Annotated in this window: 22 protein-coding genes; 10 read left to right on the top strand and 12 right to left on the bottom strand. The window is 58.7% G+C overall.

Features of this window, described 5'->3' with window-relative positions:
• Positions 1-32: 32 nt before the first annotated feature.
• Genes ACQK2G_RS12950 through ACQK2G_RS12965 form a run of 4 tightly spaced genes read right to left on the bottom strand, consistent with a single transcriptional unit; the run spans position 33 to position 4255 of the window.
• Positions 33-767, bottom strand: coding sequence for a class I SAM-dependent methyltransferase (locus tag ACQK2G_RS12950; protein WP_425405453.1), 735 nt, complete (start codon positions 765-767; stop codon positions 33-35).
• The gene (locus ACQK2G_RS12955) at positions 764-2227 is read right to left on the bottom strand and encodes a hypothetical protein (RefSeq protein ID WP_425405454.1); all 1464 of its coding nucleotides are present in this window, start codon (positions 2225-2227) and stop codon (positions 764-766) included. Before ACQK2G_RS12955 ends, ACQK2G_RS12950 begins: the two co-directional genes overlap by 4 nt.
• The gene (locus ACQK2G_RS12960) at positions 2224-3237 is read right to left on the bottom strand and encodes a radical SAM/SPASM domain-containing protein (protein WP_425405455.1); all 1014 of its coding nucleotides are present in this window, start codon (positions 3235-3237) and stop codon (positions 2224-2226) included. Before ACQK2G_RS12960 ends, ACQK2G_RS12955 begins: the two co-directional genes overlap by 4 nt.
• A 25-nt stretch (positions 3238-3262) precedes the next feature.
• Positions 3263-4255 (bottom strand): phytanoyl-CoA dioxygenase family protein, encoded by a 993-nt coding sequence (locus ACQK2G_RS12965; protein ID WP_425405456.1) that lies wholly within the window; start codon positions 4253-4255, stop codon positions 3263-3265.
• 401 nt (positions 4256-4656) lie between these two features.
• Here ACQK2G_RS12965 and ACQK2G_RS12970 point away from each other — a divergent pair, with 401 nt between their 5' ends.
• The 8 genes from ACQK2G_RS12970 to ACQK2G_RS13005 all read left to right on the top strand — a co-directional run bounded on the left by ACQK2G_RS12970 (position 4657) and on the right by ACQK2G_RS13005 (position 13584).
• Positions 4657-5781, top strand: a complete 1125-nt coding sequence (locus ACQK2G_RS12970) for an N-acetylneuraminate synthase family protein (protein WP_425405457.1) — start codon at positions 4657-4659, stop codon at positions 5779-5781.
• Positions 5774-6778, top strand: coding sequence for a phosphotransferase enzyme family protein (locus ACQK2G_RS12975; protein ID WP_425405458.1), 1005 nt, complete (start codon positions 5774-5776; stop codon positions 6776-6778). The genes ACQK2G_RS12970 and ACQK2G_RS12975 overlap by 8 nt, the downstream gene beginning before the upstream one ends.
• A 2-nt stretch (positions 6779-6780) precedes the next feature.
• Positions 6781-7905 (top strand): hypothetical protein, encoded by a 1125-nt coding sequence (locus tag ACQK2G_RS12980; RefSeq protein WP_425405459.1) that lies wholly within the window; start codon positions 6781-6783, stop codon positions 7903-7905.
• A gap of 47 nt (positions 7906-7952) precedes the next feature.
• A complete protein-coding gene (locus ACQK2G_RS12985; RefSeq protein WP_425405460.1) occupies positions 7953-9392 on the top strand; it encodes a hypothetical protein in 1440 nt (479 codons plus the stop codon).
• Positions 9385-10911 (top strand): hypothetical protein, encoded by a 1527-nt coding sequence (locus ACQK2G_RS12990; RefSeq protein ID WP_425405461.1) that lies wholly within the window; start codon positions 9385-9387, stop codon positions 10909-10911. The genes ACQK2G_RS12985 and ACQK2G_RS12990 overlap by 8 nt, the downstream gene beginning before the upstream one ends.
• A 27-nt stretch (positions 10912-10938) precedes the next feature.
• The gene (locus ACQK2G_RS12995) at positions 10939-11877 is read left to right on the top strand and encodes a Gfo/Idh/MocA family protein (RefSeq protein WP_425405462.1); all 939 of its coding nucleotides are present in this window, start codon (positions 10939-10941) and stop codon (positions 11875-11877) included.
• A 125-nt stretch (positions 11878-12002) separates the two neighbouring features.
• The gene (locus ACQK2G_RS13000; protein WP_425407642.1) at positions 12003-12878 is read left to right on the top strand and encodes a hypothetical protein; all 876 of its coding nucleotides are present in this window, start codon (positions 12003-12005) and stop codon (positions 12876-12878) included.
• 49 nt (positions 12879-12927) lie between these two features.
• Entirely contained in the window at positions 12928-13584 is a 657-nt protein-coding gene (locus ACQK2G_RS13005) for an acetyltransferase (protein WP_425405463.1), read from the top strand.
• Between the two features lie 45 nt (positions 13585-13629).
• Here the strand turns inward: ACQK2G_RS13005 and ACQK2G_RS13010 are convergent, their stop codons facing one another.
• From ACQK2G_RS13010 to ACQK2G_RS13035, 6 genes are all read right to left on the bottom strand, one after another.
• Positions 13630-14631, bottom strand: a complete 1002-nt coding sequence (locus ACQK2G_RS13010; RefSeq protein WP_425405464.1) for an NAD-dependent 4,6-dehydratase LegB — start codon at positions 14629-14631, stop codon at positions 13630-13632.
• Positions 14632-14803: 172 nt separating this feature from the next.
• On the bottom strand, positions 14804-15229 hold the full coding sequence (locus ACQK2G_RS13015; RefSeq protein ID WP_425405465.1) for a GlcG/HbpS family heme-binding protein: 426 nt from the start codon (positions 15227-15229) through the stop codon (positions 14804-14806).
• Complete coding sequence (locus ACQK2G_RS13020; RefSeq protein ID WP_425405466.1) at positions 15226-16506, bottom strand: TRAP transporter large permease; 1281 nt, start codon at positions 16504-16506, stop codon at positions 15226-15228. Before ACQK2G_RS13020 ends, ACQK2G_RS13015 begins: the two co-directional genes overlap by 4 nt.
• A gap of 3 nt (positions 16507-16509) precedes the next feature.
• A complete protein-coding gene (locus ACQK2G_RS13025; RefSeq protein ID WP_425405467.1) occupies positions 16510-17049 on the bottom strand; it encodes a TRAP transporter small permease in 540 nt (179 codons plus the stop codon).
• 111 nt (positions 17050-17160) lie between these two features.
• Positions 17161-18141 (bottom strand): TRAP transporter substrate-binding protein, encoded by a 981-nt coding sequence (locus ACQK2G_RS13030; protein ID WP_425405468.1) that lies wholly within the window; start codon positions 18139-18141, stop codon positions 17161-17163.
• A gap of 33 nt (positions 18142-18174) precedes the next feature.
• Positions 18175-19320 (bottom strand): pyridoxal-phosphate-dependent aminotransferase family protein, encoded by a 1146-nt coding sequence (locus tag ACQK2G_RS13035; RefSeq protein WP_425405469.1) that lies wholly within the window; start codon positions 19318-19320, stop codon positions 18175-18177.
• A 226-nt stretch (positions 19321-19546) separates the two neighbouring features.
• Between ACQK2G_RS13035 and ACQK2G_RS13040 the strand changes: the two genes are divergently transcribed.
• Together ACQK2G_RS13040 and ACQK2G_RS13045 are read left to right on the top strand one after the other, a co-directional pair.
• On the top strand, positions 19547-22468 hold the full coding sequence (locus tag ACQK2G_RS13040) for an FAD-binding and (Fe-S)-binding domain-containing protein (RefSeq protein WP_425405470.1): 2922 nt from the start codon (positions 19547-19549) through the stop codon (positions 22466-22468).
• Between the two features lie 15 nt (positions 22469-22483).
• Positions 22484-23173, top strand: a complete 690-nt coding sequence (locus ACQK2G_RS13045) for a GntR family transcriptional regulator (protein ID WP_425405471.1) — start codon at positions 22484-22486, stop codon at positions 23171-23173.
• Between the two features lie 34 nt (positions 23174-23207).
• On the opposite strand, the gene ACQK2G_RS13050 is transcribed toward ACQK2G_RS13045, so the two are convergent.
• Both ACQK2G_RS13050 and ACQK2G_RS13055 read right to left on the bottom strand, forming a co-directional pair.
• Positions 23208-23729 (bottom strand): nuclear transport factor 2 family protein, encoded by a 522-nt coding sequence (locus ACQK2G_RS13050; protein WP_425405472.1) that lies wholly within the window; start codon positions 23727-23729, stop codon positions 23208-23210.
• Between the two features lie 89 nt (positions 23730-23818).
• Complete coding sequence (locus ACQK2G_RS13055; protein WP_425405473.1) at positions 23819-25486, bottom strand: hydantoinase B/oxoprolinase family protein; 1668 nt, start codon at positions 25484-25486, stop codon at positions 23819-23821.

Below are 25486 nucleotides of genomic sequence, written 5' to 3' on the forward strand. Positions count from 1 at the left end.
TTTGCGGAACTACCGGGACAGGGTGACCCGGCTTAGGCCGAGGCTTTGTCGATGGTAAGAAAGTACTGGCAAACGAGCTGGCCAGCGCCGTTTACAAGCTGGTACGGATTGCCGTCGCAATCGATCGTCCAGGTGCGCATGGGGTCGTCCGTCTTGGCCAATTGCATGCCAAGGTCGAACGGTTCGAACTCAAAGCCAGCCACTTGCGGATGGTCTTTCAGGTAGCGTTCGATCCCCGCGATGGAAAAGTTGTTCCAGCCCGTCTCCCAGGTCTCACCGTCCGCCTCGACGCGCCGGTGCCGCATCAAAACGTCGACCGGATGCCGATTGAACATATCCCAAACGATGACGCGGCCGCCGGGCCGGACAGCGTCCAGTAGATTGTCCAGTGCCGGTTTGGGATCGTCCAGACAGTTCAGGACCCCGGACATTGTGACGATGTCGACCTCACAGTCCGGCATGTTCTTGGGACGGGAAACGTCACCCTGGAAAACAGTGACGTCAGGAAACCGTCGTCTCGTTGCTTCAACCAAATTCGGTGAAATATCGACGCCGAACCATTCACCCGACGGAAGCAGCGGCCGGATATAGTTAAAGAACTCCCCGGCCGCACAACCGACATCCATCAAACGAAACGGCTCTTCTCCAACCGTCTGCTCAACCCGTTCACGCATCTTGACGAACAGCCTTTTCGGCTCTCTCGGGGGCGGTGCGTCAAGGTAGATCGCATCGTCCGCTATTCGTCCCGCTTTCGGTAAATCGGTCATTTTGAGCCAGCCGTATCCAGTGCCTGTGATTGCGAAACGTCGTTTGCCGTTCCGGCGACGATTTGCTCTAGCCGCCTTGCGATATTCCGGACCGCCTTACCGTCCACGGGTTCAAACCCCTGCATGATCGGAAGACAGCCGCGCGAACACTCTGTGTAGTATTGATCGTCATCATGCAAGCGCTTCAATTGCGCAAGAACCTCACCGAAACGCAAACAATACAGAAAACCGGCGACATCCGGGAAATCGATTTTCTTGAACCCGAACATATCAAAATCAATTACCGGCCTTGCGCAAACCAACGCCCACCGCGAAACGCTCGACAAAGAAGTAATGACGACATCGTATGCGGGGATCAGTTTTATCGCGGAATCAGGCAAACCCCGAATCCCGTTTCTCTCAAGAATTTCTATGTCTTGCGGCAATGTTCGGGGATGCAGAGAGAAATCGAGCGTGACGTTTCCCAGTTCCTCGGCGAAATGGCGTAAACGCGTGCAATAGTCGCTGATATGCTCGAATTCCGACTGCTGCCGCCAATGGCTGCTTTCATTGGGCGGGACGCAAACCAGGACCCGCAGATTATCCGGCGCATGACGCCGGAACTCGCGGATCACCCGATCGTCACCGGAGAACCGCATCAACCCATCGTGCAGAATATCCGTGTAGACCGATCCGGCCAAAACCATCTTGCCTTCCCTGACGCCTTCCTTGCGATACCGCGACTGCATCTCGGTCCCTTCCACCAAGATCGCACTGGCATTTCCGCCATGCATCACCCAGGGCTGCGGCAATGAAATGCCGGTCAGTTCCATCCCGGCAACGAAGGCCGGGGGCAGAAACAATGCCTCGCCGTATGCCGTATCGTTAACCCATTGAGGCCAGATTTCCTTGATAACCGCGCCTTCTTCGGAATCGGCGAGGCACAGACTGCCATCGGAGAATTTCTCTTCAATCCCCTTGTAGATCAGGGAAGACGAGTCCCCCATGCCAAAGGGTAGAACTGCGCTCGGTACCCCCAGACGGGCCGCCGCTTCAACAGCCCAATAATTGCCCCCGATGCCATCCTCCGGCACGACGATGATATCGGCGCCGCTTTCCCTGATGATCTTCTTTGCCGCGGACAAGCGATAGCGATGAAACCGTATCATGTGGAACAACGCGGCACGCGGCAGATGTCCGATACATTTCCGAAACCTGGTCAAAAAACGCAGCCTGAAAAAGAACAGCTTTTCGTACAGTTTTTCCTGCCGGGTCATCATCGGCAACTCGGAATCGCCGTCGTGGTAGTAGAACGGCACTTCCAGTTCTCGACTGGCATCCGCCATTAATTCCCGTATCCCGGGATCGCCGCGGTCGCAGCACAGAGCGACCTGCACGCCTTCATGTTTTAAGCGCGCGATAACTTCGCGATAGTATCTGAACTGTCCGCTTTCCCCCGTGAACAGAAGCGCTTTTGTCACGAACGGTCCCGTTTCCGCGTTTGCTGGGGCATCAAGGCTTCGTTCAAGGGGCGCGCAGGTGTTTTACAGGAACGGATGCAACTGCCGCACAAAGTGCCGTCCAGCGTATCGTCCAGATGCAACTGCCGAATATTCTGAAAGCGCTCACTGTGCCAGGCCTCGGCTATGGCGATTTCCTTGATGTCTTCGACCGCCAGTATGTTTTCATAGTCGTTGCAGCAGACCTTGATATACCCTTCCAAGCTGAAATGCGCTTTGTTGAAGGGAAGATGGCAATCGCGGTAAGGCGGATCGGGCAGGTTCGGCATCTGTCCTGACTGGTTCGACGCTTCATAGTACAGAACTTCGTCCACATCGTCTCCGATCAGGTCGACCAAATTCTGGAAGGTACCGTCGGTGTGCGGCATGCCGACAAATGAGACCCCCAACCACAGTTTGATGTCATTCTCCTGCCGGTAGCGGCTCAAGAAACGGATATTCTCTATGACCTTGTCGAAGTCATCCCGTCCGTGCACATCGCGATAGGTCTCCCGGTCGCCGCCATTCACTGAAAACTTGATAGACGATAGGCCTGCATCGACGATCTTGCGGAACTTCTCGGTGTCTCCGAGCGCGCCGTTCGTGGAGATGTAAATGTACTCGAACCCTGTTTCCCGGCAGAAAGCGATATACTCGTCCAGCCAGCGGCAGGTCAGCGGTTCAGCCCCGGCGAATAGACCAACTTCGCGGGCTCCAAGGTCATAGGTTTCCCGGACGATACGCTCGAACAAGGCGCGATCGATATGCCGTTTCGGGCGTTCCATCAGCGTATAGGCGCAGAAGGCGCAGCTGTGGTTGCAGATATTTGTCGTTTCGATCTGCACTTGTTTCGGGAAGGGAGGTGTCACACTCCTCTCCGCCGACCTTATCATCTGCCGCAGTCTGCTGCCGACATGGCTTTCCGAATGATCCACGTCATCCGAAAAGACATCGGAGAGATTCGATATGATCGTATTTTTCTTTGAAGTCACGATGAAAAACCGCCGCCTATCCCGATTATCTGCGTACTAGCCGAGCAACAACCCGTCTGGGAATGTAAAGGCAGCGCCTAATGAAATTCATCAATGCCACTCCCTTCGACTTTATCGACGCCTGCGCCGACAGCCGACGCAAACGCATTTTTTCACCCCATTCACCAAGGCCTTCCTTGGAAAACCGAGAGAACCCCTTGCCGGTCTTTTCCCACTTCTCGCCGCGTTCATAGTGGCGTGAGTTGCGGGGCATCTTGTCCCCTATCCCCAGCAACCTTTCACCAGGGTAGGTATGGGCCCGAAGAATGCGTCTCTCACACCCGGCGTTCAGATAACTGCCGCTATGGTAGACATCCGTGTTGAAAATGATCAGGCTCCCGCGTGGCGCCAGTATCTCTACGAAGGGCGCCAGGTTATTCGGAAGCCTCTCATTGGGCATGGAATAGAATTCATCGGTCCCGACATCAACCGCGCCGTCCCGGCAAATGCCGTCGAACCACTCGCGGAACCGCCTCCGCGCCTCTCCCATCGATCCCGGATGGACGCCAAAGGCCCCCTTCCCCGACTCCATGATGTCTTCCAGATACACCATGAACTTCAGGTTCCAGGTCTTGTCGAAATGCGCATCCGCAATCGCTCGGTCCGCGCCGACATCGTATGTGGCATAGATTTCGGAGTTCAACATGCAGGGGAAGCCAACGACCTCCCGGACGAGCGATCTGACCCGATCATTGTCGAATACGGCCTCGATCGCCGGAAAATCGGCCTTGGTGCCGGCGGTACGGTCCAATGCGGCATAGTCGGCGACATCTCCGCCGACGCGTCGGATGGCGGGGTTTCCGTCATTTCTCGCCGCCCTCAGTTTGTCCCATTCGGCACTCAAGCGGGTCAACTGATCGGGTTCTATATACCCAGGCAGAACCGCGGCACCGTATTTCCGCAAACAGGCCGCAATCTCTCGGAGGTCGCCGCCGCCCGATACGGTAATATCATCCAGCGTTGGCGCATTGGTGATCATTTGCAGAGCCTTCGTGAAGGTGCGCTAAAAATGCCGAGAAGATACCTTTTGCCTTCCAAACTTCAAGCAAACCCGGCCCTGTCTCGGGCACATGCCCGGATTTCATCATCATTTCTCGCCATCATGCGGGGCGGATGCAACAGCGAATGAGCCTTAGACTTTGGCCACATCCAACAACTTGCCGTACCCGCCCTTTTCCTGTCTTTACTCTCGACGCCGCATTCTGGCCTCGCAGGCGCGACAACAGCTTAATGTGCGCCGGATTCTATCTATCCTCCTAGCCGAGTCGGTTTAGGGTATGAACACGCTGGCTAGGGGTATCCTGGGCGGCAATCCTGGCGCGGATATTGTGAAACGGTTCGACGCCATCAAGACCGGTAAAAATAAAGACCACATCCGATATGAGCAAAGAGAGTCAGGGCCATTTACAGGATGAAACCATTACACTTGGTGGTTTCCCCCTCGATCGTATCAATCCACCGGTATTTCTGGCTGAAATCGGCGGTTTCTTCGGTCAGGACCTGCAATTGGCGAAAGAGATGATCGAACGGATCATCGCCTGCGGACGTGACGTTCCCGATCAGCCAATGGTCCTGAAGACCGAGATTCTACACGACCCAGACGTCTGTCTTCCCGGACCGACGATGGAGACCTATGCTTCGAAGGCCGGGGACGTGGCGCAGGAGAATTACCGTTCGCTCATCGAGAGAAAGGTCTTGCCGCTGCCGCATTATGCAATCCTGTTCGAAATCTGTCGGGATGCCGGGACACCGTTCATCACGTCCGTCTACGATTTTGAAGGCGCCGATTTCGCGGCCGAACAGGGTGTATCCGCACTGAAGATTGCGTCGGGGAACATCGTGCATATCCCGCTGATCCGTCATTGCGCAAAGCTCTGCGCGGATCGGAACCTGCCGCTTCTGATTGACACGGGCCGCGCCTCCTTGGCCGAGGTCGAGCGCGCCGTGACGACCGCGCGCGCAAGCGGTGCCGCGGTTGTCGTGGAACATAGTCCGGACGGCCATCCCGCGCTGCCGAAGGCACACAATCTCAGGATCATGCAGACCTACAAGCAAGCGTTCGGCTGCCCGGTGGGTCTTTCCGACCATCATACCGGCCTGGAAATGATCTATATGGCGGTAGCGCTTGGCGCAGAACTGATTGAGAAAGGCGTCCATGTCGCGCCGGATGACCTGGATATCGATATTTCGCACACGATGGACATGGCCGACCTGACGCGGGTGCTGCAATCCGTCCACGACTGCTGGCTGGCGATGGGCATGGCTCACCGGGACCGCAGCAAACAGATCGAAGGGGTGATCGGAACGTCACAGCGCGCCTGTCTGGTCGCAGCCCGAAATCTGGCGCCCGGTGACGGTATCAATCTTCAAACAGTGCGTTTCGCGTGGCCATGCGAAGGTGTCCCGGTGGAGCATTGGGATCTGGTCAACGGCTGGCGCGTGGTGAATACCGTGACGGTCGGCCGCCCCATCACCTGGTCCGACATCCAGCGAATTGATGACTAAGTCGCCAACCTGGCTCAGCCTTCACCCGCCAGTACCGTCCTTCCTACCGGTAACGGAAGAAGACGCGGCAACCGTGATTTCGGCCGTGGGTCAAGAGGGCACCGTGACGGAGATGGCGAGCGATAGCGACCATCAGAAACTCTATCGCTTCGACGCAAAATCCGGAGAACCGCTGTTTGTCCGTATCGTCGCCGCCAAATGGGCGGCGGATGCAGAAGAATCGGAAACGCTGGCGGCATGGCTTGCCGAACAGGGCGTAGCCGCCGTCCCGGTCCCCGTCGCCGGTTTCCCCAAGAGATTGGCGAGTGGTTCGATGGTCAGTGCTTCCACCTTTGTGAAGGCTCGTCCCCTACAGGCCACCCCCGAAGCAATGCAGCGCTTCGGCAAGCGTTTGTCGGACCTTCATTCAGCTTTGGCGCGCCACCCGCAAAGGCCGGAATGGGAAAACAGAACCCAACATCGCCTCTCCCGCCTGTCTGAAATTCGGGCGAAACTCGCGTCAGGGGACATGCGGGCCGGACCGGACCCTGAGCGTGCTGCCGCGATCGCGGCCGATGCGACGATCGACTTCAATCGCGAACATGAGGACCGCCAACCGCTGCACGGCGATCTCAACGCCGGCAACGTATTGTGGACGGGCGACGACCTGTTCTTCATCGATTTCGAAGACGTCGTCCATTCCGTGCTGCCGCCGGCCTTCGAACTGGCTCTGGTCCTGGAACGCCACGTGCTCGTCCAGCATGAGGACGCAAAGAGCGCCATCGAGGCAGGAAGAGCGCTCCTCGCGGGGTATGGCGGCCAACGTCCCATTAGATTCGATCTTGTCGCCCATCTCCGGGCACTTGCCCTGCGTTCGCTTTGCGTGCTTGCCGATGCCGAACAGGACGGGCATTCTCCGCCGGCCTCCGAATGGCAGAAATTTTTTCAACTTGAGGTGGCTGCGCGTAACCGGGCGGAGACGCTCGCTGAAATTGGCTGGCACGCCACGGACCGATAATCATGAGCTTCAAATTATTGATCAGCGCCCGGGATGCCGCCGCCGCCAAGCATCTCATCGCGGTCGCGCGCACCGCGCGGAGCCATCCCGATGTATCGGTGTCAATCGTAACGCAGGACCCTGCCGCCCGTTACTTTGCGGCAGCTGGCATACAAACGGACAAACTGGACAATATCAGCTGCAAGAGCGCGGATAGCGAGGAAGCCGAAACCCTTCTTCAAACCGCCCGCGACGTGCTGTCACAATATCGCCCCGATGCGATCCTTTGCGGCCTGTCGACACCGTTCGACGCTGGTATCGACGAAGCCCTGACCGCCGCGTTCGGCGGCCCGCGCTTCGTCATGCAGGACTTTTGGGGTGAAGCAAACATGGTGTTGGGCCACTCGGCCGATCTCTATTTTGCGCTTGATGAGGAAGCGGTAAAGATCAGCAAGGAGCGCCACGGCGTTGAGGCGATCTCCGTAGGCTCGCCCTATCATGCCGCCTACAAGGCACTGGATTGCGACGCCATTCGTCTGGCAGAGCGGGAACGTATCGGTATTCCGCCCGACAGCACGGTATTGGGCTTCTTCGGGCAAGCGCTTCACAATCTCGCAGGGTACAAGCACACGCTATACGCTTGGCTTGATGCCGTCGGCAATCAGCCCTCCCCCTGCATTGCGCTCTATAGGCCGCATCCACGGGAATCCCATAAGGAAGCCCAATGGACACAAGCCATGTTCGAGAAATGCGGGCTACGTTACATCGTTGCGGACGGGCCGGATGTGGAGCACGCCCTGTTGACCTGCGACGTCGTATGCAGCGCTTTTTCGAACTGCACCTACGACGCCGCCTATCTCAACTATTTCTCCTCGAAACCGCTGATAACGCCACTCTCCTTGCTGTTTGACGAAGAAATCGTCGCTTATTTTCGGAAAATGGTACGATTGAAAGAACTTCCCTACCTGAAGGCATCTCTCGCCAAACCGGTCCACGACGTGAAAAAGCTGAAGGACGAACTCGACCGGGCCCACAAGATGGCGGAGAAAGAACGCTATTGGCAGAATGCACAACGTCTGCATAACCCCGTCAACGTGCCGGAAAGAATACTGGACGAAATCCGCTCTCGACTTCCCGTGGGCAGTTGAACCGTTCGATGCTTGCGCATGACGACATAAACGAACGATTTGTTCGCATGGACACCGTTCCGGTACTGACCGAAGCCCGGTTGGGCCGATGGCTTGTGTGGCCGATCGTTAAGGAACGCTTATGGCTGCTTTGCCGCAATCAATGGCATGAGGACCGCCGCAGCAGTACTCTGTCGGCCAGTGTCGATAGATTGTACTACGGACTTCATCAGGTAATGCGCGCCCTGACCGGGGTCGGACGGTGCACCACTGCGGTCCTTTACAAACCTCGCCTCGTCCAGGTTCCGACAGCCGAGGCAATCGACCCCTTCCTCGGCGATTTGCAGTCACTGAAGCAGAACGGACCCATTCTCTATTACGCGTTCGGCGTTGAAACCGGCCGTCAAAGTACCGTGGAACGAATGGATCTGGATTTCTTCGGCGTCGGGGCGGTGATGGCCGTCTTGGCACGATTTGTCCGGAAGTCGGCCAAGGTGAAACGCCTAGCAAAACAGGTACTGCCACCGATCGAAAAAGCGATCCCGGAGGTCCCGGCAGCCATCCTCGAGGCTGTTATTGTCGACGAACTGGCCCGGTTTGAGTGCCGCCGCGTCTTCACGCGTCTGCTGCTTCGGCGGCGCGATTGCCGCCATCTCATCGTTCTCGACCCGGACGGCAAGACCCCCGAAGTGGCCGCGGCACGTGAGTTGGAAATACCGGTGATCGAGGTCCAGCACGGCATGTTCTGCAATCAGGAACCGGAATATTCCTGGACATCCGTTCATCGTGAGATCGCTTCGTCAATGCCGGTTCCGGACTCCGTCGTGGTTTTCGGTCGACTTTGGAAACAGCAACTTCTCGACGCCGGCTATTGGCGGGACGGCGAAGTGATGGAAGCCGAAAACGCCGTCATATCCTCCTATCGCCAGTTGATGAAGGAACGTGCTCCGAAATCCCCGGACGCGCCGATGACGGTTTTTTATCCGACACAGCAATATGTCCGTTCGGCCGCTTTGGACTTCTGGGGGACTTTCCTGGAAGGTTTGCGGCGTCGAAACACGCATGACGTTCGCCTCCGCATAAAGCTGCATCCCGATGAGCGCCTGCATGCGGATGCCTATCGGGCCCTGTTCGACACCTATCCGGATCTCTGCACCTTGGTGCCGGAAGGGAATGACGCATTCGAGGAAATGATGAATGCGGACATTGTCGCCGGCTATTCGTCCCTGGCCATGATGGAGGCACTCGGCCTCGGCCTGCCGGTCGTATCACTGCGCGGTGGGCCCGCCGCGCAAGGCTTTGTGGGAATTTTCGGCATGCCCGAACTGTCGTCGGTGTTCTTCGAAACGGAAGATGCAGATGCTTTGGCAGAGCGGTTGAGCGGACCATCCGGTTTGGCTTTCCTGGACGAGTGGGGCCAAACGAGCCGTGATAACGCCTATCTGGCGTATAGCGCCGGGGTGGAACCGATCGAAGCCTTGTTGCAACGGATCACGCGCCATGATTGACACCCCTCAAGACGCCGCCCCACGCGGAAGGGTTCTGGCTGTCGCTCAACGGCCGTCAGATTTTACCGAAATGCGGCGCTGCGCGATCGAACTGCACAAGCGCGGCTACGCGGCACAACTGCTCTATTTCTGCATTGGTGACATCACAGCGGAAGCCGCGGTCGTCGCAGATATCAGAAAGCTTCATGCCGACGGCGTCCTTGCCGACATAGAAATCGTCAACGAGATCGGGCCGTCCGGATCCGATGCCGGGGCAACGGAAACCGTTCACTTTCACCAGAGATTACCGAAGTTTCTCCGGGACCCTTATGTTTATGTCCGCACCGAAGCCAACAAGCTAAAAAAGAAGATCTACTATCCCATCGCCTTGTTCTTTCGGCTGGTGAGGGTCTGTGCCCGTGTCCATTACTCTTTGAAACTTTACTCCAGCAATCTGACAGATGTCCGGAAGGTCCTTGATCAGTTCAAGCCGGACGTCATCGTACTGCCGGAGGATGTGGTAGGCGCGGTGACCCCCATCGTCATTAAGGCAGGGCATGAAAGAAACATCGCTTCGGTCATTCTCCCCTACACCATCGCCAACCAGCAGGAAGCATTCCGAAGCCTACAGTCACTCCCCAACTATCAATATGCCTTCTTCCCCAACAGGGTCATGGGCATTTTCTTCCCGCGTTGGGTGATGAAACAGGACGGAACGAAACTTGTGCGCCTTCCCGCCCCGCACATACTTGCGCATGTCATTCAACGAATCCAACCGCCCGATCCGTGGATGATGAATTCCGGATTTGCGAACATCATCGCCGTCGAGAACGAGGCGATGTGGGACTATTACCGGCAATCGGGCATACCGGAGAGCAAGTTGAAAGTCGTGGGTGCGTTCTACGACGACTATCTCGCGAAGTTCACGCTCAACCGTGAACGAGAACTCGAGTTGCTGCGAGAAGAACTTGAGATCGATAGTTCGAAGCCGATCCTTCTCGTGGGTGGATGCCCGGATCAATCGCACAATTCACCGGCCTTCGAATTCGAGGATATGGAAGCTTTCTGCCGCAGACTTGGCGAAGCGCTGCGCCTTGTTCAGGATGACTACGAAATTATCGTACGGCCGCATCCGAACTATTACCGGATGGGCGAAATTCTCGCCGAGTCGGGCGCGAAACTCACTTTGATCGACACGGCGCGGTTGGTGGGTCTCTGCGACCTTTATGTCGCCTTCGCCTCTGCGACGATCAGATGGGCGATCGCTTGCGCGAAGCCAACGATCAACTATGACGTTTTCTGCTATCATTATGATGATTTCGAAAGTGTAGACGGCGTCGCACATGTCAGGGATATGGACGCGTTCGAAACCTTGCTGCAGGAAACCCGCCCCGGTTCTGAGGGCGTCGCCAAACTGCATGGAAAAATCGCCATCGATGCGCCGCGCTGGGGCAGACTGGACGGCAAAGCGGGAGACCGTATCGAAGGCTTGATCGAGGACTACTCACGGATGAAGTCGATTCCGAGAACGAGTAGATGAATTTTGATAAGCACGGGGTGTGATCTGATGGTACGAGTCGCAATTGTTGGCGCCGGTGGAATGGCGAACGAGCATATACGGGCGTTCTCGGCGTTGCCGGACGTCGAGGTCTGCGGAATCCATAGCCGCACACGCTCGCGCGCGGAGGAACTCGCGCAAAGCCATGACATCGCGATCGTCGCCGACAGCATCAGCGAATTGAAGGACAAGACGGCTGCGGACCTTGTAGTCGTCGCCGTTCCAGAATTGGCCGCCAACAAAGTGGCCAAGGACTGCTTCTCCCATGACTGGGCTGTTCTTCTCGAAAAACCGGCGGGTTACGATTTGGCCGATGCTGAAGACATCGCCGCAGCCGCAAAGGCGCACAGCAAGCCGGTGATGGTGGGCTTCAATCGCCGTTTCTATTCTTCGGTCGCGACCGTACTGGCCGATATCGATACGCGGGACGAGGCCCGGTATGTCAGAATTCAGGACCAGCAGAGCTACGAGGAAGCGCGCCGCTACAACCACCCGGAAGAGGTTGTCGAGCGCTTCATGTATGCCAACTCGATCCACGTGATTGATTTGATCAGAGCGATCTGCCGTGGCCGGGTCGTCGACGTCAATCCGATCAAGCCTTGGATGGGCGAACAGACCGAGGTGGTGCTGGTCTATATCACTTTCGACAGCGGCGACTGCGCCCTGTACGAAGGATTGTGGAAGGGACCGGGCCCATGGGCCGCGGCGGTCAGCACGCCGGCACGGCGCTGGCTGATGCAACCGCTTGAGGACGCCGCATTCCAAAATGCCGGCGAACGGACACGACAGGAACGCCTGCGGGACCGGATCGATGTCGACTTCAAGCCGGGCTTCTTCAGGCAGGCCGAAGCCGTCGTCGCCCGTGTTCGGGGGCAGGAAAGCGCCGCGGTCAGCATCGACCAAAGCCTTGAGACGATGCGTCTTATCAACCGGATGTTCGGCGTTTGATTGATCGGCCCGACGGCCCGGCGATCTGCCGCTCGATACGGACAAACGGCCTAACGGTCCTTAGTGGCTTCGGCCGTCCGTTCGGCTTGGGACAGAATGCCGAAGGCCGAATCCTTGTGGCCGATATGGACGTCCACGGCATCTGCCGATTGCCGGGTGATTTTTCGACCTTTGAATGGCTGACGACGGATGAAGGTTGGTCCGCGCCCCAGCCAGTGGAACACGGTCAAGCAGAGCGCCAGCAAAAGAAATGGCCCACAAAGCGATTCAACGGCCCACATTCCATCATCGTCGCCGAGGATGGCACCCATTATGTCGTCACCTACTACTCGCCGGGCCTGCACATCTTTCCGGCAACCGGCACGGCCGGCCGGGTCACCGGCGGTGGGTCTGCCAACGGGGTCGGAAGTGAGGCGAAGAACCCGCGCCTGATTGGCCCCGCCACCGGGCAACCGGACGGCCAGGGCCGGATACTCCTGACCGAATACGGGGCGCATTCGGTCGCGCTGTATGGGTCAAAGGGTGACTTCATCGGCGCAATCGGCGGCGGCAAGAAAGGCTTCTCCCCTACCCTGAAACATCCCGCCGGGGCCGGCCCGGGTCAGTTCGATCGTCCTCATATGTGTCGGGTGCTTCCCGACGGTCATCTGGTAGTAGCCGACACATGGAATCACCGTCTGCAACGCTTCACCGTCGACGGCGAATGGCGCGGCGCGCTCGGCGATGGAAAGAATGGCTGGCGTCGGCAGGAAGTATCCTTTGGGGAGAGCGATCGGCCCGGCGGTTTTCATGCCCCTGTCGCCATCGGCATCGCCGCGGACTCGCGTTTCGTCGTTACCGATTGGGGCAATAACCGACTGCAATGGTTCGATATCGACGGTAACCTGATGGGAATTGAAGACGACCTTGGTTTGGACCGCCCCTATGACGCGCAAGTCTTAGGCGGCAGACTGTTCGTCGCGAATTCCCATCGCGGCGAGGTTATTGTAAGAAACATGTAAGGCGATGCGGCATGGGCCGCACACGGGACCAATAAAGAGGGAAACGCCCATGGAAGATGGAACGTCGTCCCGCGATTTCGTGATTTTGGGCGGCGGCGGCCACGCCAAGGTACTGCTCTCTCTGCTGCGATCTCGTGGCTGTTCCGTTCGCGGATGGGTCGGGCCTGCCGATACCGCCCTAACGGGCCTGATGTCGACCATTCCCCATATCGGCCCTGACCATGATTTCAGGGCGGGCACGTCGCCGGATTCTGTCGATCTGGCGCTTGGTTTGGGTGCCAATGAACGAAGACTGGCCTTGTATGCAGACCTGTCCGACGCGGGTTATCGCTTTCCTGCCGTTCAGCATCCTGCCAGCCACGTTGCGCACGGTGTCGCGCTGGGTGATGGCGTCCAGATTATGGCCGGTGCCGTCATCCAGCCCGATTGCGAGATAGGGGACGCAACAGTCATCAACACAGGCAGCAGCGTGGATCACGACAGCCGGATCGGTGCAGGATGTCATTTAGCCCCGGGAAGCACGGTCTGCGGCGGTGTGGACATTGGCCGTGCCGTCCTGATCGGCGCCGGCGCCACGCTGATACCGGGCGTTCGCATCGGCGATCGTGCCGTGGTGGCAGCCGGGGCCGTCGTCACACGCGACGTTGAGGCCGGCGCCAATGTCGCCGGCGTTCCGGCACGTGCTTTGTCCAGTCCGACGGCGTGACGGCCAGCCTTCACAAGACGCGCAGATCCTGCGGAACGCCGCCGCTTACACGTTGTAGACGTCCGATTTGTAGGAGGCCCGGTTCTCAGGGTCGGAAAACCATTCGATTGTCTTTTCCAAGCCTTTCTTGAAACCTTCACGCCCGCCGTATTCCGGCTGCCATCCGGTCAGGCCTTGCATTTTGTCCATGCAGGACCACAACCGCTGCACCTCGCTGGCCTCCGGCCGCAGTCGCGCATCATCCGTTTCGACGACGGGATCGACCCCGATGACCTCGGCGATCAGGCTGACCGTATCTCCAATCGAGACCTCGAAACCGCTGCCGAGGTTGACCACTTCGCCAATCGCCTTGTCGCAATCGGAAAGGGCGATGAAGCCCTCGACCGTATCACCGACATAAGAGAAATCGCGCGTCGGCGAACTCAACCCGAGCCGGATCTTCTGGCTTCCGGACAGCAGCTGGGTGATCACGGTCGGGATCACCGCGCGCGCCGACTGCCGCGGTCCGTAGGTGTTGAAAGGCCGCACAATGACGACCGGCAGTTCAAACGAACGATGGAAAGAGATCGCCAACTGGTCGGCGGCGATCTTGGTCGCCGAATATGGCGATTGTCCGACCACCGGATGCAATTCGTCGATCGGGACATATTGCGCCGAGCCGTAAACCTCGCTCGTGGAGGTATGCAGCACACGTCGAACCCCGAGGTCCCGCGCCGCCTGAAGGATGTTCAAGGTGCCGACCACGTTGGTGCTGACATAGGAGTCGGGGGAGTTGTAGCTGAACGGGATCGCAATCAGTGCCGCCAGATGATAGACGGTGTCGCAGCCGTCCACGGCCGCGCGCACCCCGTTGGGGTCGCGAATATCGCCGGAAACGACTTCGAACCGGCCGCGGATATCCTCAGCGCATCTGTCGAGCCAGCCCCAGCTGTTGAAGGAGTTATAGCAGCAAAAGGCACGGACATCGGCGCCGCGGCGAACCAAGTGCTCCACCATATGCGACCCGATGAAGCCGTCGGCCCCGGTCACCAATACTTTCTTCTGCATCCTCACTTTTCCCCGATTGCGCCTGAAGATGATATTCCCGCCGGCACGCCCGCACCATTTGACATGGTGCAGGCCGGCACGGCGTCGCTACGTCCGCAGGTGCATGTCATGCGGGGCATGAGAAGTCCAGTGCGACGTAGCGCGCCGGAATACCGATCAACCGGGAATCGATCTAGCCGCAGTCGGCCTGCAGGCCCGCTTTTTCGATCGCCGCGACAGCGAGCGCCTCGTCATCGTCGGAGGAAGCGCCGGTGATCCCGACCGCACCGATAATACGGCCGTCCTGTTTCACCAGCACACCGCCCGGTACGGGAACCAGCGCCCCGTCGGACAAGGCATTCATCGCCTGGATGAAATAGGGCTGCTGCTGCGCGCGCTCGAACAAGGCGCGCGACCCGATACCCATCGCGATCGCGCCGTTGGCTTTACCATGCGCGATTTTCGGGCGCAGCGGGCTGGCGCCGTCCTCCCGGCTCATCGCGACGATATCGCCTGCCGCATCGACCACGCAGGCCGTCATCGGCGGCATATCCTTGGCGCGCGCATCACTGAGAATGGAATCGATCATGGATCGGGCGGTATCAAGTTTGATTGTCATCTGTAGAAAGCCTCAACAAGGAAAAGCGGAATGGACGGAACATAGGTGCAAATCAGCAGGACGGCGAGAAGAACGGCCACGAAATAGACATTGACCTTCGACACCGCCCAGATATTGGCCCTGGCAACCGCGCAGGACGTGATCAACACGCTTGCGACCGGCGGTGTCTGCTGCCCAATGGCCAGATTCAGCGTCACCACCAGGCCGAAATGCACAGGATCGATGCCGGCGGCCTGTATCAGCGGGATCACGATCGGAACCACAAGAATGATCGCCGCGGCTGAATGCAGAAAGAAACCGATCACAAGAAAGAAGAAATTCAGGATCAGCAGGATCAGCCATTTGTTGGAGGTGATCTCCAAAATACCCGCGGCCAGTTCCTGCGGCAGTTGCGCCCGGGTCAGGAAACCGCCCATCACCACGGAAGCCGCGACCAGAACCATCACGACGGCCGTCTGCATGCCACCATCGAGCATCGCCCGTCGCAGATGCTTGAAATCCATTTCGCGGTACCAAAGGCCAACCAGAAACGCCGCGATCACGGCCAGACCGGCTGCTTCCGTCGCCGTCACGAAACCGCCGAAAATGCCGCCCAGAATAATCACGGGAAGCGAAAAGGACGGCAGGGCATCCATGAAGGTACTGCCAAGACGCTTCAGGTTGAACGCATCTTCGACCGGCAGGTTGTAGCGCCGCGCGAAAAGGTAGGCGACGAACATCAGCCCCGCCGCTCCCATCAAACCGGGTATCACACCGGCGACGAACAGCTGCTCTACCGACGTATTCGAAGAGGTCGCATAGAGGATCATCGGAATCGACGGCGGAATGATGATCGCCAGCGATGCCGAAGAAGACGTCACGGCTGCCGCAAGCGGCCCGCTGTATCCGCGTTTCTTCATTTGTGGGATCAGGACCGAGCCCAGGGCCGCAACATCGGCGACCGCCGACCCTGATATCTCCGCGAAGAACAGCGACACGCCGATATTCACCATGGCCAATCCGCCGCGGACGAAGCCGATCAGGGCGGAGACGAAATTGATCAGGCGGTCCGTGACGCCGCCAGCATTCATGATCGCACCGGCCAGCACGAACATCGGGATCGCGATCAGCGAGAACTTGGTGGATCCGTCATACATGTCCAGCGCGACGGTCACGAGGCTGTCCAGCCCTTCGTTCGCGACCAGGCCGATGATCGCCGAGACCGCCAGGGCGACCGCGATCGGCACGTTCAGGGAAATCATCGCCACCAGGGCGAGGAAAATCAGCAGAATGATCATCGGTCAGCGCGCCTCCGCATTGGCCATTTCGCGCTCGACCTCTTCTTCGATCTCCGCGTGTTCATAGGACAAACCATTCGCCGTCATCCGCCAGTATTCCGGCAGGCTGAGCAATTCGCATATCACGAACAGTAGGGCACCGATCGGAATGACGGATTGTGTAAGCTGGATCGGAACCCAGGTCAGCGAAACCAGCATTTCGCCCTCCAACACCACCAACACCTCCCAGCCGGTCCAGGCCAGCAGGAGGAAAAAGCCGATGACGACAGCCTCCGCCAAAATGACCCCGCCCATTCTGAAGGGCATGGGGATAGACAGGAGAACACTATCCAGGCCGATGTGACGGCGTTTCAACGCCGCCAGCGCCGCCCCGTAATAGGTAATCCAAGACAGTTGAATTGCAGCCACTTCGTCGTACCAGGACAAGGAATTCCCGGAAATACGGAACAGAACGGCCACGATCACGACGGCCGTCAGGAGGATCATCAAAACGATGACAATCCATTCCAATAGTCTTTCAAGCGATCTTGATGCGGCAGTCATGCCCGCACTCCTCCCTGGCACGTCCGAGAACGCGCATTAGGTCAACGACGATTGAGCATTGAGGAAAGAAAAAGAGGCCGAAGCACTTGGCTTCGGCCTCGCAACACTGGCTTACGAACCCGCCGCGAGCCGCTGCACGGTGTCGATCAGTTCCTGCCCGCCTTCGACGGAACTGGCGAACTCGTCATAGATCGGCTTGGAGGCCGCGATGAACGCGTCGTTATCCGCATTGTTCACTTCAACGCCGGCGGCCTTGATCACGTCCAGCAGCTCTTTCTCAAGCTTCGCTGCATGGTCATAGACGTAATCCTGCGTCGTGGACCCGCACTCTTCCAAGGCCGTCCGGACATTCTCCGGAAGCTTGTTGTAGTGCTTTTCCGCGACCAGGACATAGGCCGGGGTATACACGTGACCGGTGATGGACAGATACTTCTGCACTTCCTGGAACTTGGCGGAAGCAATCTGTGCGTAGGGATTTTCCTGTCCGTCGATCACCTTCGTCTGCAACGCGGTGAACACTTCGGAGAATGCCATCGGTGTCGGATTCGCGCCGTACAGCTGGAACATTTTCACGCGCCAGGCGCCTTTGGGCGTCCGCAGCTTGATGCCGGACAGGTCTTCCGGCTTGTTGATCGGGCGAACGTTGTTCGTGATATGGCGGAAACCATTCTCGAACAGTCCGATGATCTTGTATCCCTTCTTCTGCACCGCGGCCTGGAAGGTCGGCATCAATTCCTTCTGGACACGACGCATATGGTCGCGGTCCTTGATGATGTAGGGCATCTCGAAGACGCCGAACTCATCCGCGACCGAGGACATAACGGAGGACGGCAGCGAGAAGGTGATCTGGCCGAGCTTCAACTTCTGAAGCAGTTCCTTGTCCTTGCCGAGCTGTGAAGACCCGAAGGTTTGCACTTCCGCGGCATCGCCGAGTTTACCGTTCGCGCAGGAGGCGAAGGCATTGACGCTGGCTTCGAACAACGAGCCGGGTTTGCCGACATGGCCGAATTTCAGCGTGAGGTCCGCGGCGTTGGCGGCACCGGCCATCGCCACCAGGGCACCGGCCCCGATCAGAAAAGATCTGACTTTCATAATAATCCTCCCTAGTTCTTTTGCGTTGTTTAGCTATTGAGCTGCGGCAGCTGTAGGCTGCTCTTGATTTTCTGAAAGTATGTCCATCGCCACTTGCGCACCGCCCGCCTCGTGAGGCACGCCAGCCTTGCGCAGGCCCATTTCCACACCGGACAAGGTGGCCATCAGCATCAGGTCGTTGAAGTCACCGAGATGTCCGATGCGGAACACCTTGTCCGCGACCTTCGACAAACCGTTGCCGAGGGACAGGTCGTAGTTTTCCAACGTTGTGGCTCGGAAGGCGTCGGCGCTATGCCCCTCCGGCATCAGGACGGCCGTGAGGACGCCGCTTTCCTGCCCTTGCTGCGCACAAAGGACTTCCAATCCCCAGGCCCGGACGGCAGCGCGCGTCGCCGCGCCATGGCGTTTGTGCCGGGCAAAGACGTTATCGAGCCCTTCTTCATGCAGCATGTCGATTGCTTCGTTCAGCCCGTACAGCAGGTTCGTTCCCGGCGTATACGGGAAGTAACCGCTTGCGTTGGGTCCGACCATCTCGTCCCAACTCCAGTAAGACCGGGGCATGGTGGACTTCTTCGCGGCGGCCAAGGCCTTCTCGCTCACTGCATTGAAGGACAGACCGGGCGGAAGCATCAGACCTTTTTGGGAGCCCGAGACCGTAACGTCGACACCCCATTCGTCATGCCGGTAGTCCAGCGACGCCAGGCCGGAAATCGTATCGACCATGAACAATGCCGGATGGTTCGCCGCGTCGATTGCTTTTCTCACCGCCGCAACCGGTGAGACGCTTCCCGTCGATGTTTCATTGTGAACGACGCAAACGGCCTTGATCTCATGAGCCGTATCGTCTTTCAGCCGTGCTTCGATCGCATCCGGATCGGCGCCGCCGCGCCAATCGCCCGGTATCAATTCGGCATTCAGGCCGAGTTTGCCCGCGAGCTTGCTCCAAAGCGTTGCGAAATGTCCGGTTTCGAACATCAAGACCTTGTCGCCGGGCGACAGCGCATTTGACAGTGCGGCTTCCCAGGCGCCCGTTCCGGATGCCGGATAGATGATGACATGCGATTCCGTCTTGAAGATCGATTTCATCCCCTCAAGGGCGCGCTTCCCGACATCGGCGAAGGCCGGACCGCGATGGTCGATCGTCTGCATGGAGATGGCGCGAAGGATACGATCGGGCACCGAACTGGGCCCCGGAATCTGGAGAAAGTGCCGGCCTGCTTTCCTCATTGTCCTGAAACGTCCTCCCCCGAGAGTTCTGTTCATTTTTCAACGGCCCGCCAGGACGCCGGCCGCTGTGTTTATTGGGTTGCGCCCAAATCTTGAAATTCTTAATATTGAATTATGAATTCAAATCGGCGTCAAGGCCGATTTTTCGCGCCATTACGGCGCTGAGGGAGGACATCCGATGGGTTTCGTTGCCGGAACAGGCTTGGGAAACAGGCTGAAAAAGGAAATCTCGGGTGACATCCTGCTGGATGCCTTTAGCCGCGGCCGCTACGCGACCGACGCCTCGATTTACCAGATGATGCCGCTCGGCGTGGTGGTTCCCAAAACGGTCGAGGACATCCAAGCCGCCATAGCCGCGGCGCGCGACGAAGGTCTCCCGGTTCTGGCGCGCGGTGGCGGCACGTCGCAATGCGGCCAAACGGTCAACAATGCGCTGGTGATCGACAACTCAAAATACTTCAACGGCTTGATCGACCTTGATGTAGAGGGGCAACGCTGCCTGGTCAGGCCGGGTATTGTCCTCGATGAATTGAACCGGTTGTTGAAGCCCCATGGCCTCTGGTTCCCGGTCGACGTTTCCACCTCGTCGCGCGCGACGATCGGCGGCATGACCGGCAACAATTCCTGCGGGTCGCGGTCCATCCGATACGGTACGATGCGCGACAACGTGCATTCGATCGAAGGCTTGCTGGCCGATGGCCAAACCGCCGCTTTCGGCGCGTTTCATCGAAGCGACGTTCAAGATGGTCTTGTAGATCATCCGTTGGCGAAGCAGTTGTTAAATCTTGGGGCGGAGCATGCCGAGGAAATTTCACGGCGCTTTCCGAACCTGATGCGGCGAGTCGGCGGCTATAATATCGACGCCCTCGTCCCGATGAACATGCCGAACAATCTTTCGCACCTGCTGGTCGGGTCGGAAGGCACGCTGGCCTATTCGACCGCGATCGAACTCAAGCTGTCCCCCCTGCCCCGCAACAAGACGCTGGGCGTCTGCCACTTCGGTAGCTTCTATCATGCAATGGACGCCACACAGCACCTTGTGAAACTGGCGCCCCAAGCGGTGGAACTCGTCGATGCGACCATGATCAACCTGGCCAAGGACATCCCGATGTTCCGGGCAACCGTGGACCAGTTCATACAGGGAGAACCCGACGCCCTGCTGCTTGTGGAATTTGCCGAGGAGAGCCCGGAAGAGTCGCTCCGCAAATTGGCGGAACTGGAAACCCTGATGGGTGACCTGGGCTTCTCCTGGACCGGCTCGGGCAAGAGCTGGGGCGGCGTGGTCCGAGCGGAAGACCCGGCTTTCCAATCCGCAATCTGGGAGGTTCGGAAATCCGGCCTGAACATAATGATGTCGATGAAGGAGGAAGGAAAACCCGTCTCCTTCGTCGAGGATTGCGCTGTCCCCCTGGAAGACCTGGCTGACTACACCGCCCGCCTGACGGACATCTTCACCAAGCACGGGACGACCGGAACCTGGTATGCACATGCCTCCGTCGGCTGCCTGCATGTTCGCCCGATCTTGAACATGAAGACCGAGCAAGGCGCAAAGACGATGCGTGCGATCGCCGAGGAAGCCTTCGAGATGGTGCGCGAGTACAAGGGATCGCATTCAGGCGAACACGGCGACGGCATTGTCCGCTCCGAGTTTCACGAACCCATGTTCGGCAGCAAAATGGTCGAGGCCTTCCGCGAAGTGAAACAGCTGTTTGACCCGGAAACGACGTTCAATCCGGGAAAAATCGTGGATCCGCCGAAGATGGACGACCGATCCCTGTTCCGGTTCCCGCCCGACTATCGAAAGTCCGATCATGCACCCGCTCTCGATTGGTCGGAATGGCCGGGCGGCGCCGGTGGTTTTCAAGGCGCCATTGAGATGTGCAACAACAACGGTGCCTGCCGGAAACTGTCGGGCGGCGTCATGTGCCCGTCATTCCGGGTAACGCGGAATGAGAGGGATTTGACGCGCGGTCGGGCCAACACCCTGCGCCTCGCCTTGTCGGGACAACTTGGCCCGGACGCGATGACCTCGGACGACATGGCCGAAACTATGAAACTCTGCGTGTCCTGCAAGGGCTGCAAACGCGAATGTCCGACCGGCGTCGATATGGCCCGCATGAAGATAGAGGTTCTGGCGGCAAGGGCCAAAGCCAAGGGCCTGTCGCTGCATGACAAACTGGTTGGTTATCTGCCGCGCTATGCGCCGATGACGTCGAAATTCCCCTGGCTGGCGAATCTGCGAAACACCGTCCCGGGACTGGCCAAACTCATGGAAGGCCCGACAGGATTCGCCGCGGATCGGAAATTGCCTGCTTGGCGGTCCGACCGGTTCGAGAATGATGAAGTCGCCAAACCCGAGACCGTGCAGGCAGTCCTATTCGCCGATACCTTCAATCGCTATTTCGAACCGGAAAATCTGCGGGCGACCACCAAGGTTCTGAAAGCGGCCGGTATCGGTCTGGAGGTCGCCGCCCCCAAAGATGGGGGCAGACCGTTATGTTGCGGCCGGACCTTCCTGGCCGTCGGCCTGGTCGAAGAAGCGCGGGCCGAGGCACAGAGGCTGCTCGACGCCCTCTACCCCTATGCCGAAAAGGGTATTCCCATTGTCGGCCTTGAGCCCAGCTGCCTACTTACCCTGCGGGACGAAATCCCGGCGCTTCTGCCGGGAGAAAAGTCAGCTGCCGTCGCGGCGAAAGCCAAGATGCTGGAAGAATACCTGACGGATCTCGCGGACCAGAATGCTCTTTCACTGCCGCTGAAATCACCGGCGCCGACAGTGAAGCTGCATGGCCACTGCCACCAGAAGGCTTTCGGCGTCGTATCCTCGATCCAGCGAATCCTGCAATTGTTGCCGGATACGAAGGTCGAAACCATTGAGACGAGCTGCTGCGGCATGGCGGGATCGTTCGGGTACAAAAAGGAGACACAGGACATTTCCAAGAAGATGGCCGAACTCTCCCTGTTGCCTGCCGTGCGCGACAGCGGCCCCGACACGGTGGTTGTCGCCGACGGCACTTCATGCCGGCACCAGATTTTTGACGGGTCCGGCAAAGATGCTATTCATGTGGCGCGGTTGTTGGAAATGGCCCTCGATGACTAGGTTTGGAAGGTTGAAATGTCTGTAGTTTTCCAAGCCGGGGCGATTTCCCGACGTTCACTGCATGACGAACTAGTCGACCGTCTCTATGAAATGATCGTGGACGGATCCCTGGCGGCCGGTAACAAGGTGCCGGAGCGGGATTTGTGCGAAACATTCGGCGTCTCCCGGACGCCGATGCGCGAGGCGCTGAAAGTGCTTGCCGCGGAAGGCCTGGTTTCCCTGGAACCGAACCGTGGCGCCTGGGTGACGCAAATATCCCTCAAGGAACTTGAGGAAGTCTTTCCCGTGATGGGGGTCCTGGAAGCTCTGTCGGGGGAACTCGCCTGTCAGCGGATCACCGATGCGGAAATCGACCGTATCCGAGGCCTCCACCAGGAAATGGCGGCCCATTACAAGGTTCGGAACCGGCCTGAATACTTCCAGGCCAACCAGCAAATTCATGAAGCGATCCTGGAGGCCGCGCGCAACAAGACGCTGGCACAGCAATACAGGATGCTCGCTGCCCGTATGCGCCGCGCCCGTTATCTGGCGAACATGTCGGATGCGCGCTGGGAAAAATCCCTGGAAGAGCACGAAGAGATCCTTCATGCCCTGGAGAAGCGCGACGCGCAGGCCCTGGCGCAGATCCTGAAAGATCATCTGGCCAACAAATTCGAAACCGTGCGCGAATGGCTCTCCAAACACGGACCGGGGCCGGCGCAATAGAACCGGTCCATCGGGCCCGTTTTCTCTCTGAACGCTACTCGCTGAAGCCGATCCAATTTTTATGCGCTTTCAATCGATCCGTGAGTGCGGGCGATTGTTCGTTCGGGATCGGGTCGACCCGAATTCGCGACAAGCGTTTGAAGGCGAATTTCCATTCCCCGTCCACCAGGGAATACTCGTCTTCGTAATGCCCATACCCGGTAAACCCGCGATGCCCCGGGGCCTCGATCGGACTATTCCCGTTCAGCAATTCGACAACGTCGACCATCGCCCATATGGCGCGGGCCCGGGACGGGCCGTCGAAGGTGATCTCCGGCATATGGCAATGGTGAACGGTCAGGGCGTCCGTGAGCCGTGTACTGATCCCGGCAATGAACTGGTCGACCGTGGATCCGGTCGGGGCGGAACCGAAACCTTCGAAAGACGCGTCGTCGCGAAACAATGACCGAAGTTCCGGCCATTGCTTGGTATCGAGGAACCGACAGTATTGCGCCTTCAAAAGCTTGATCTTCTCGCGATCGAGCAGCCGTTCCTGCGTTATGTATTCCTGGAACATATCTCTCCCTATCCTTTTCTTTGAGTTGTCCGCTCTATAGCCGAACCCGCCTTGCGGCGGCTCCCAGAGATGACGGCAACTATTTCCGATTACGGCATATAACCTTCTTGGCGGTCATGCGCGCAGCGCGCCGGATCACGTTCGGCGGGATCGCCGTGGCCGCCACCGCCTGACGTCTGCAGCCGCAGCCGATCGCCCTTGTTCAGGGCAAGACCGGCGACTTTCGAGGCCAGGTCCACCGTTTTGCCGGACTCGCGGATCAGCGTAAAACGCCCCGGTCGGCCGGGCTCCCCTCCCGCAAGGCCGTAAGGCGCATGCTTGAAACGTTCGAAATTGGCCGCCAATGTGCCTTTCGCGGCGTCGAGCCGGAACTCCCGCACAAGACCGAGCCCGCCCCGCGTCCTCCCTTGGCCGCCCGTCCCCTCGGCCAGGCCGTATTCGGTAAAGGTCACCGGCAGGGTACTTTCGAGCATCTCGACCGGCGCATTGGAAATGTTGTGGAAGCCGCAGGAGAACGCACTTGCGCCATCCTCTTCCGGATGTGCGCCCCAACCGCCGCATTCCAGGTCGAAGTAAACACTTCGCGCCCCGTCTTCTTTCTCGCAATTCACCGCGTAGGCGTAACTGACACCATAATAGGCGGCCGGAATCCGGTCTGGGGCGGCTTTGGCGAGTGCCCCCAAAACAGTCGTGACGACCCGGTGCCCTGTCGCCATCCGGTTGGCGACGGGGGCCGGCCAGTTCGCGTTCACGATGGTTCCTGCGGACGCGTCGATCGTGATCGGCCGGTAACATCCTTCATTCGCCGGCACGTCGTTGCCGAGCCCCATCATCACGCCGCACATCGCCGCCGAACGCGTCATGTTGAGCGTGCAGTTGATAGGTCCGCGGGCCTGGGGATCGGACCCTGCGAAATCGAGATGGATGCTGTCCCCCCGGACCTTGGCCGTCACCTCGATGCGCAACGGCCGGTCCAACTCGATACCGTCGTCGTCGACAAAATCATGAAACCGATATTCACCGTCCGGCAAGGACGCGATCATCGCCCGAAGCGCCGCTTCCGACTGGTCCTGGATCCGTTCGGCCGCCGTTTGCAAGCGCTCGACGCCATAGCGGCGGCCAATTCGCTGGAGCCCCTTCACCCCGGTGTCCAAGGCGGCAAGCTGGGACGAAAAATCTCCACCGACATTTGCCGGCTCCCGCGAGTTCCTCAACAGCAGTTTAATGACCGCCTGATTCCGCTTTCCCTTCTCGTCCAGCTTCAGCGGCGGGATGCGAAATCCTTCCTGATAGATATCCGTCGCACCGGGATCGTAGGACCCAGCGGCGCCCCCGCCCACGTCGAGATGATGAACCAGGATGCCGACGATGCCGATCCGAACGCCGTCAAGGAATACCGGCTTGAAGGTCAGAATGTCCGGCAGATGCTGACCGCCCGCATAAGGATCATTGGTGACGACAAGGTCGCCTTCCTCCCATTGATCGAGCGGTATGTAATTCTTCAATATCTCATCCAGGCAGGACGGCATGGAATTGAGATGCACCGGCATGCATTTTGCCTGCGCGACACTGTGGCCGTACGCATCGAAAACGCATGTGGAGTAATCGAGGATCTCTCGGACGACCGCACTTCGGCTGGTTCGCCAGATGGTGACACTCATTTCTTCGGCAACGGCGGCAAGCGCGTTACGGATCACCTCAATATGGACGGCATCCAGATCACTGCCAGTCGTATCGATATCGTCGCGGGGCGTCAT

This window comes from Hwanghaeella sp., assembly GCF_965227365.1.
Lineage (GTDB): Bacteria > Pseudomonadota > Alphaproteobacteria > UBA8366 > Aestuariispiraceae > Hwanghaeella.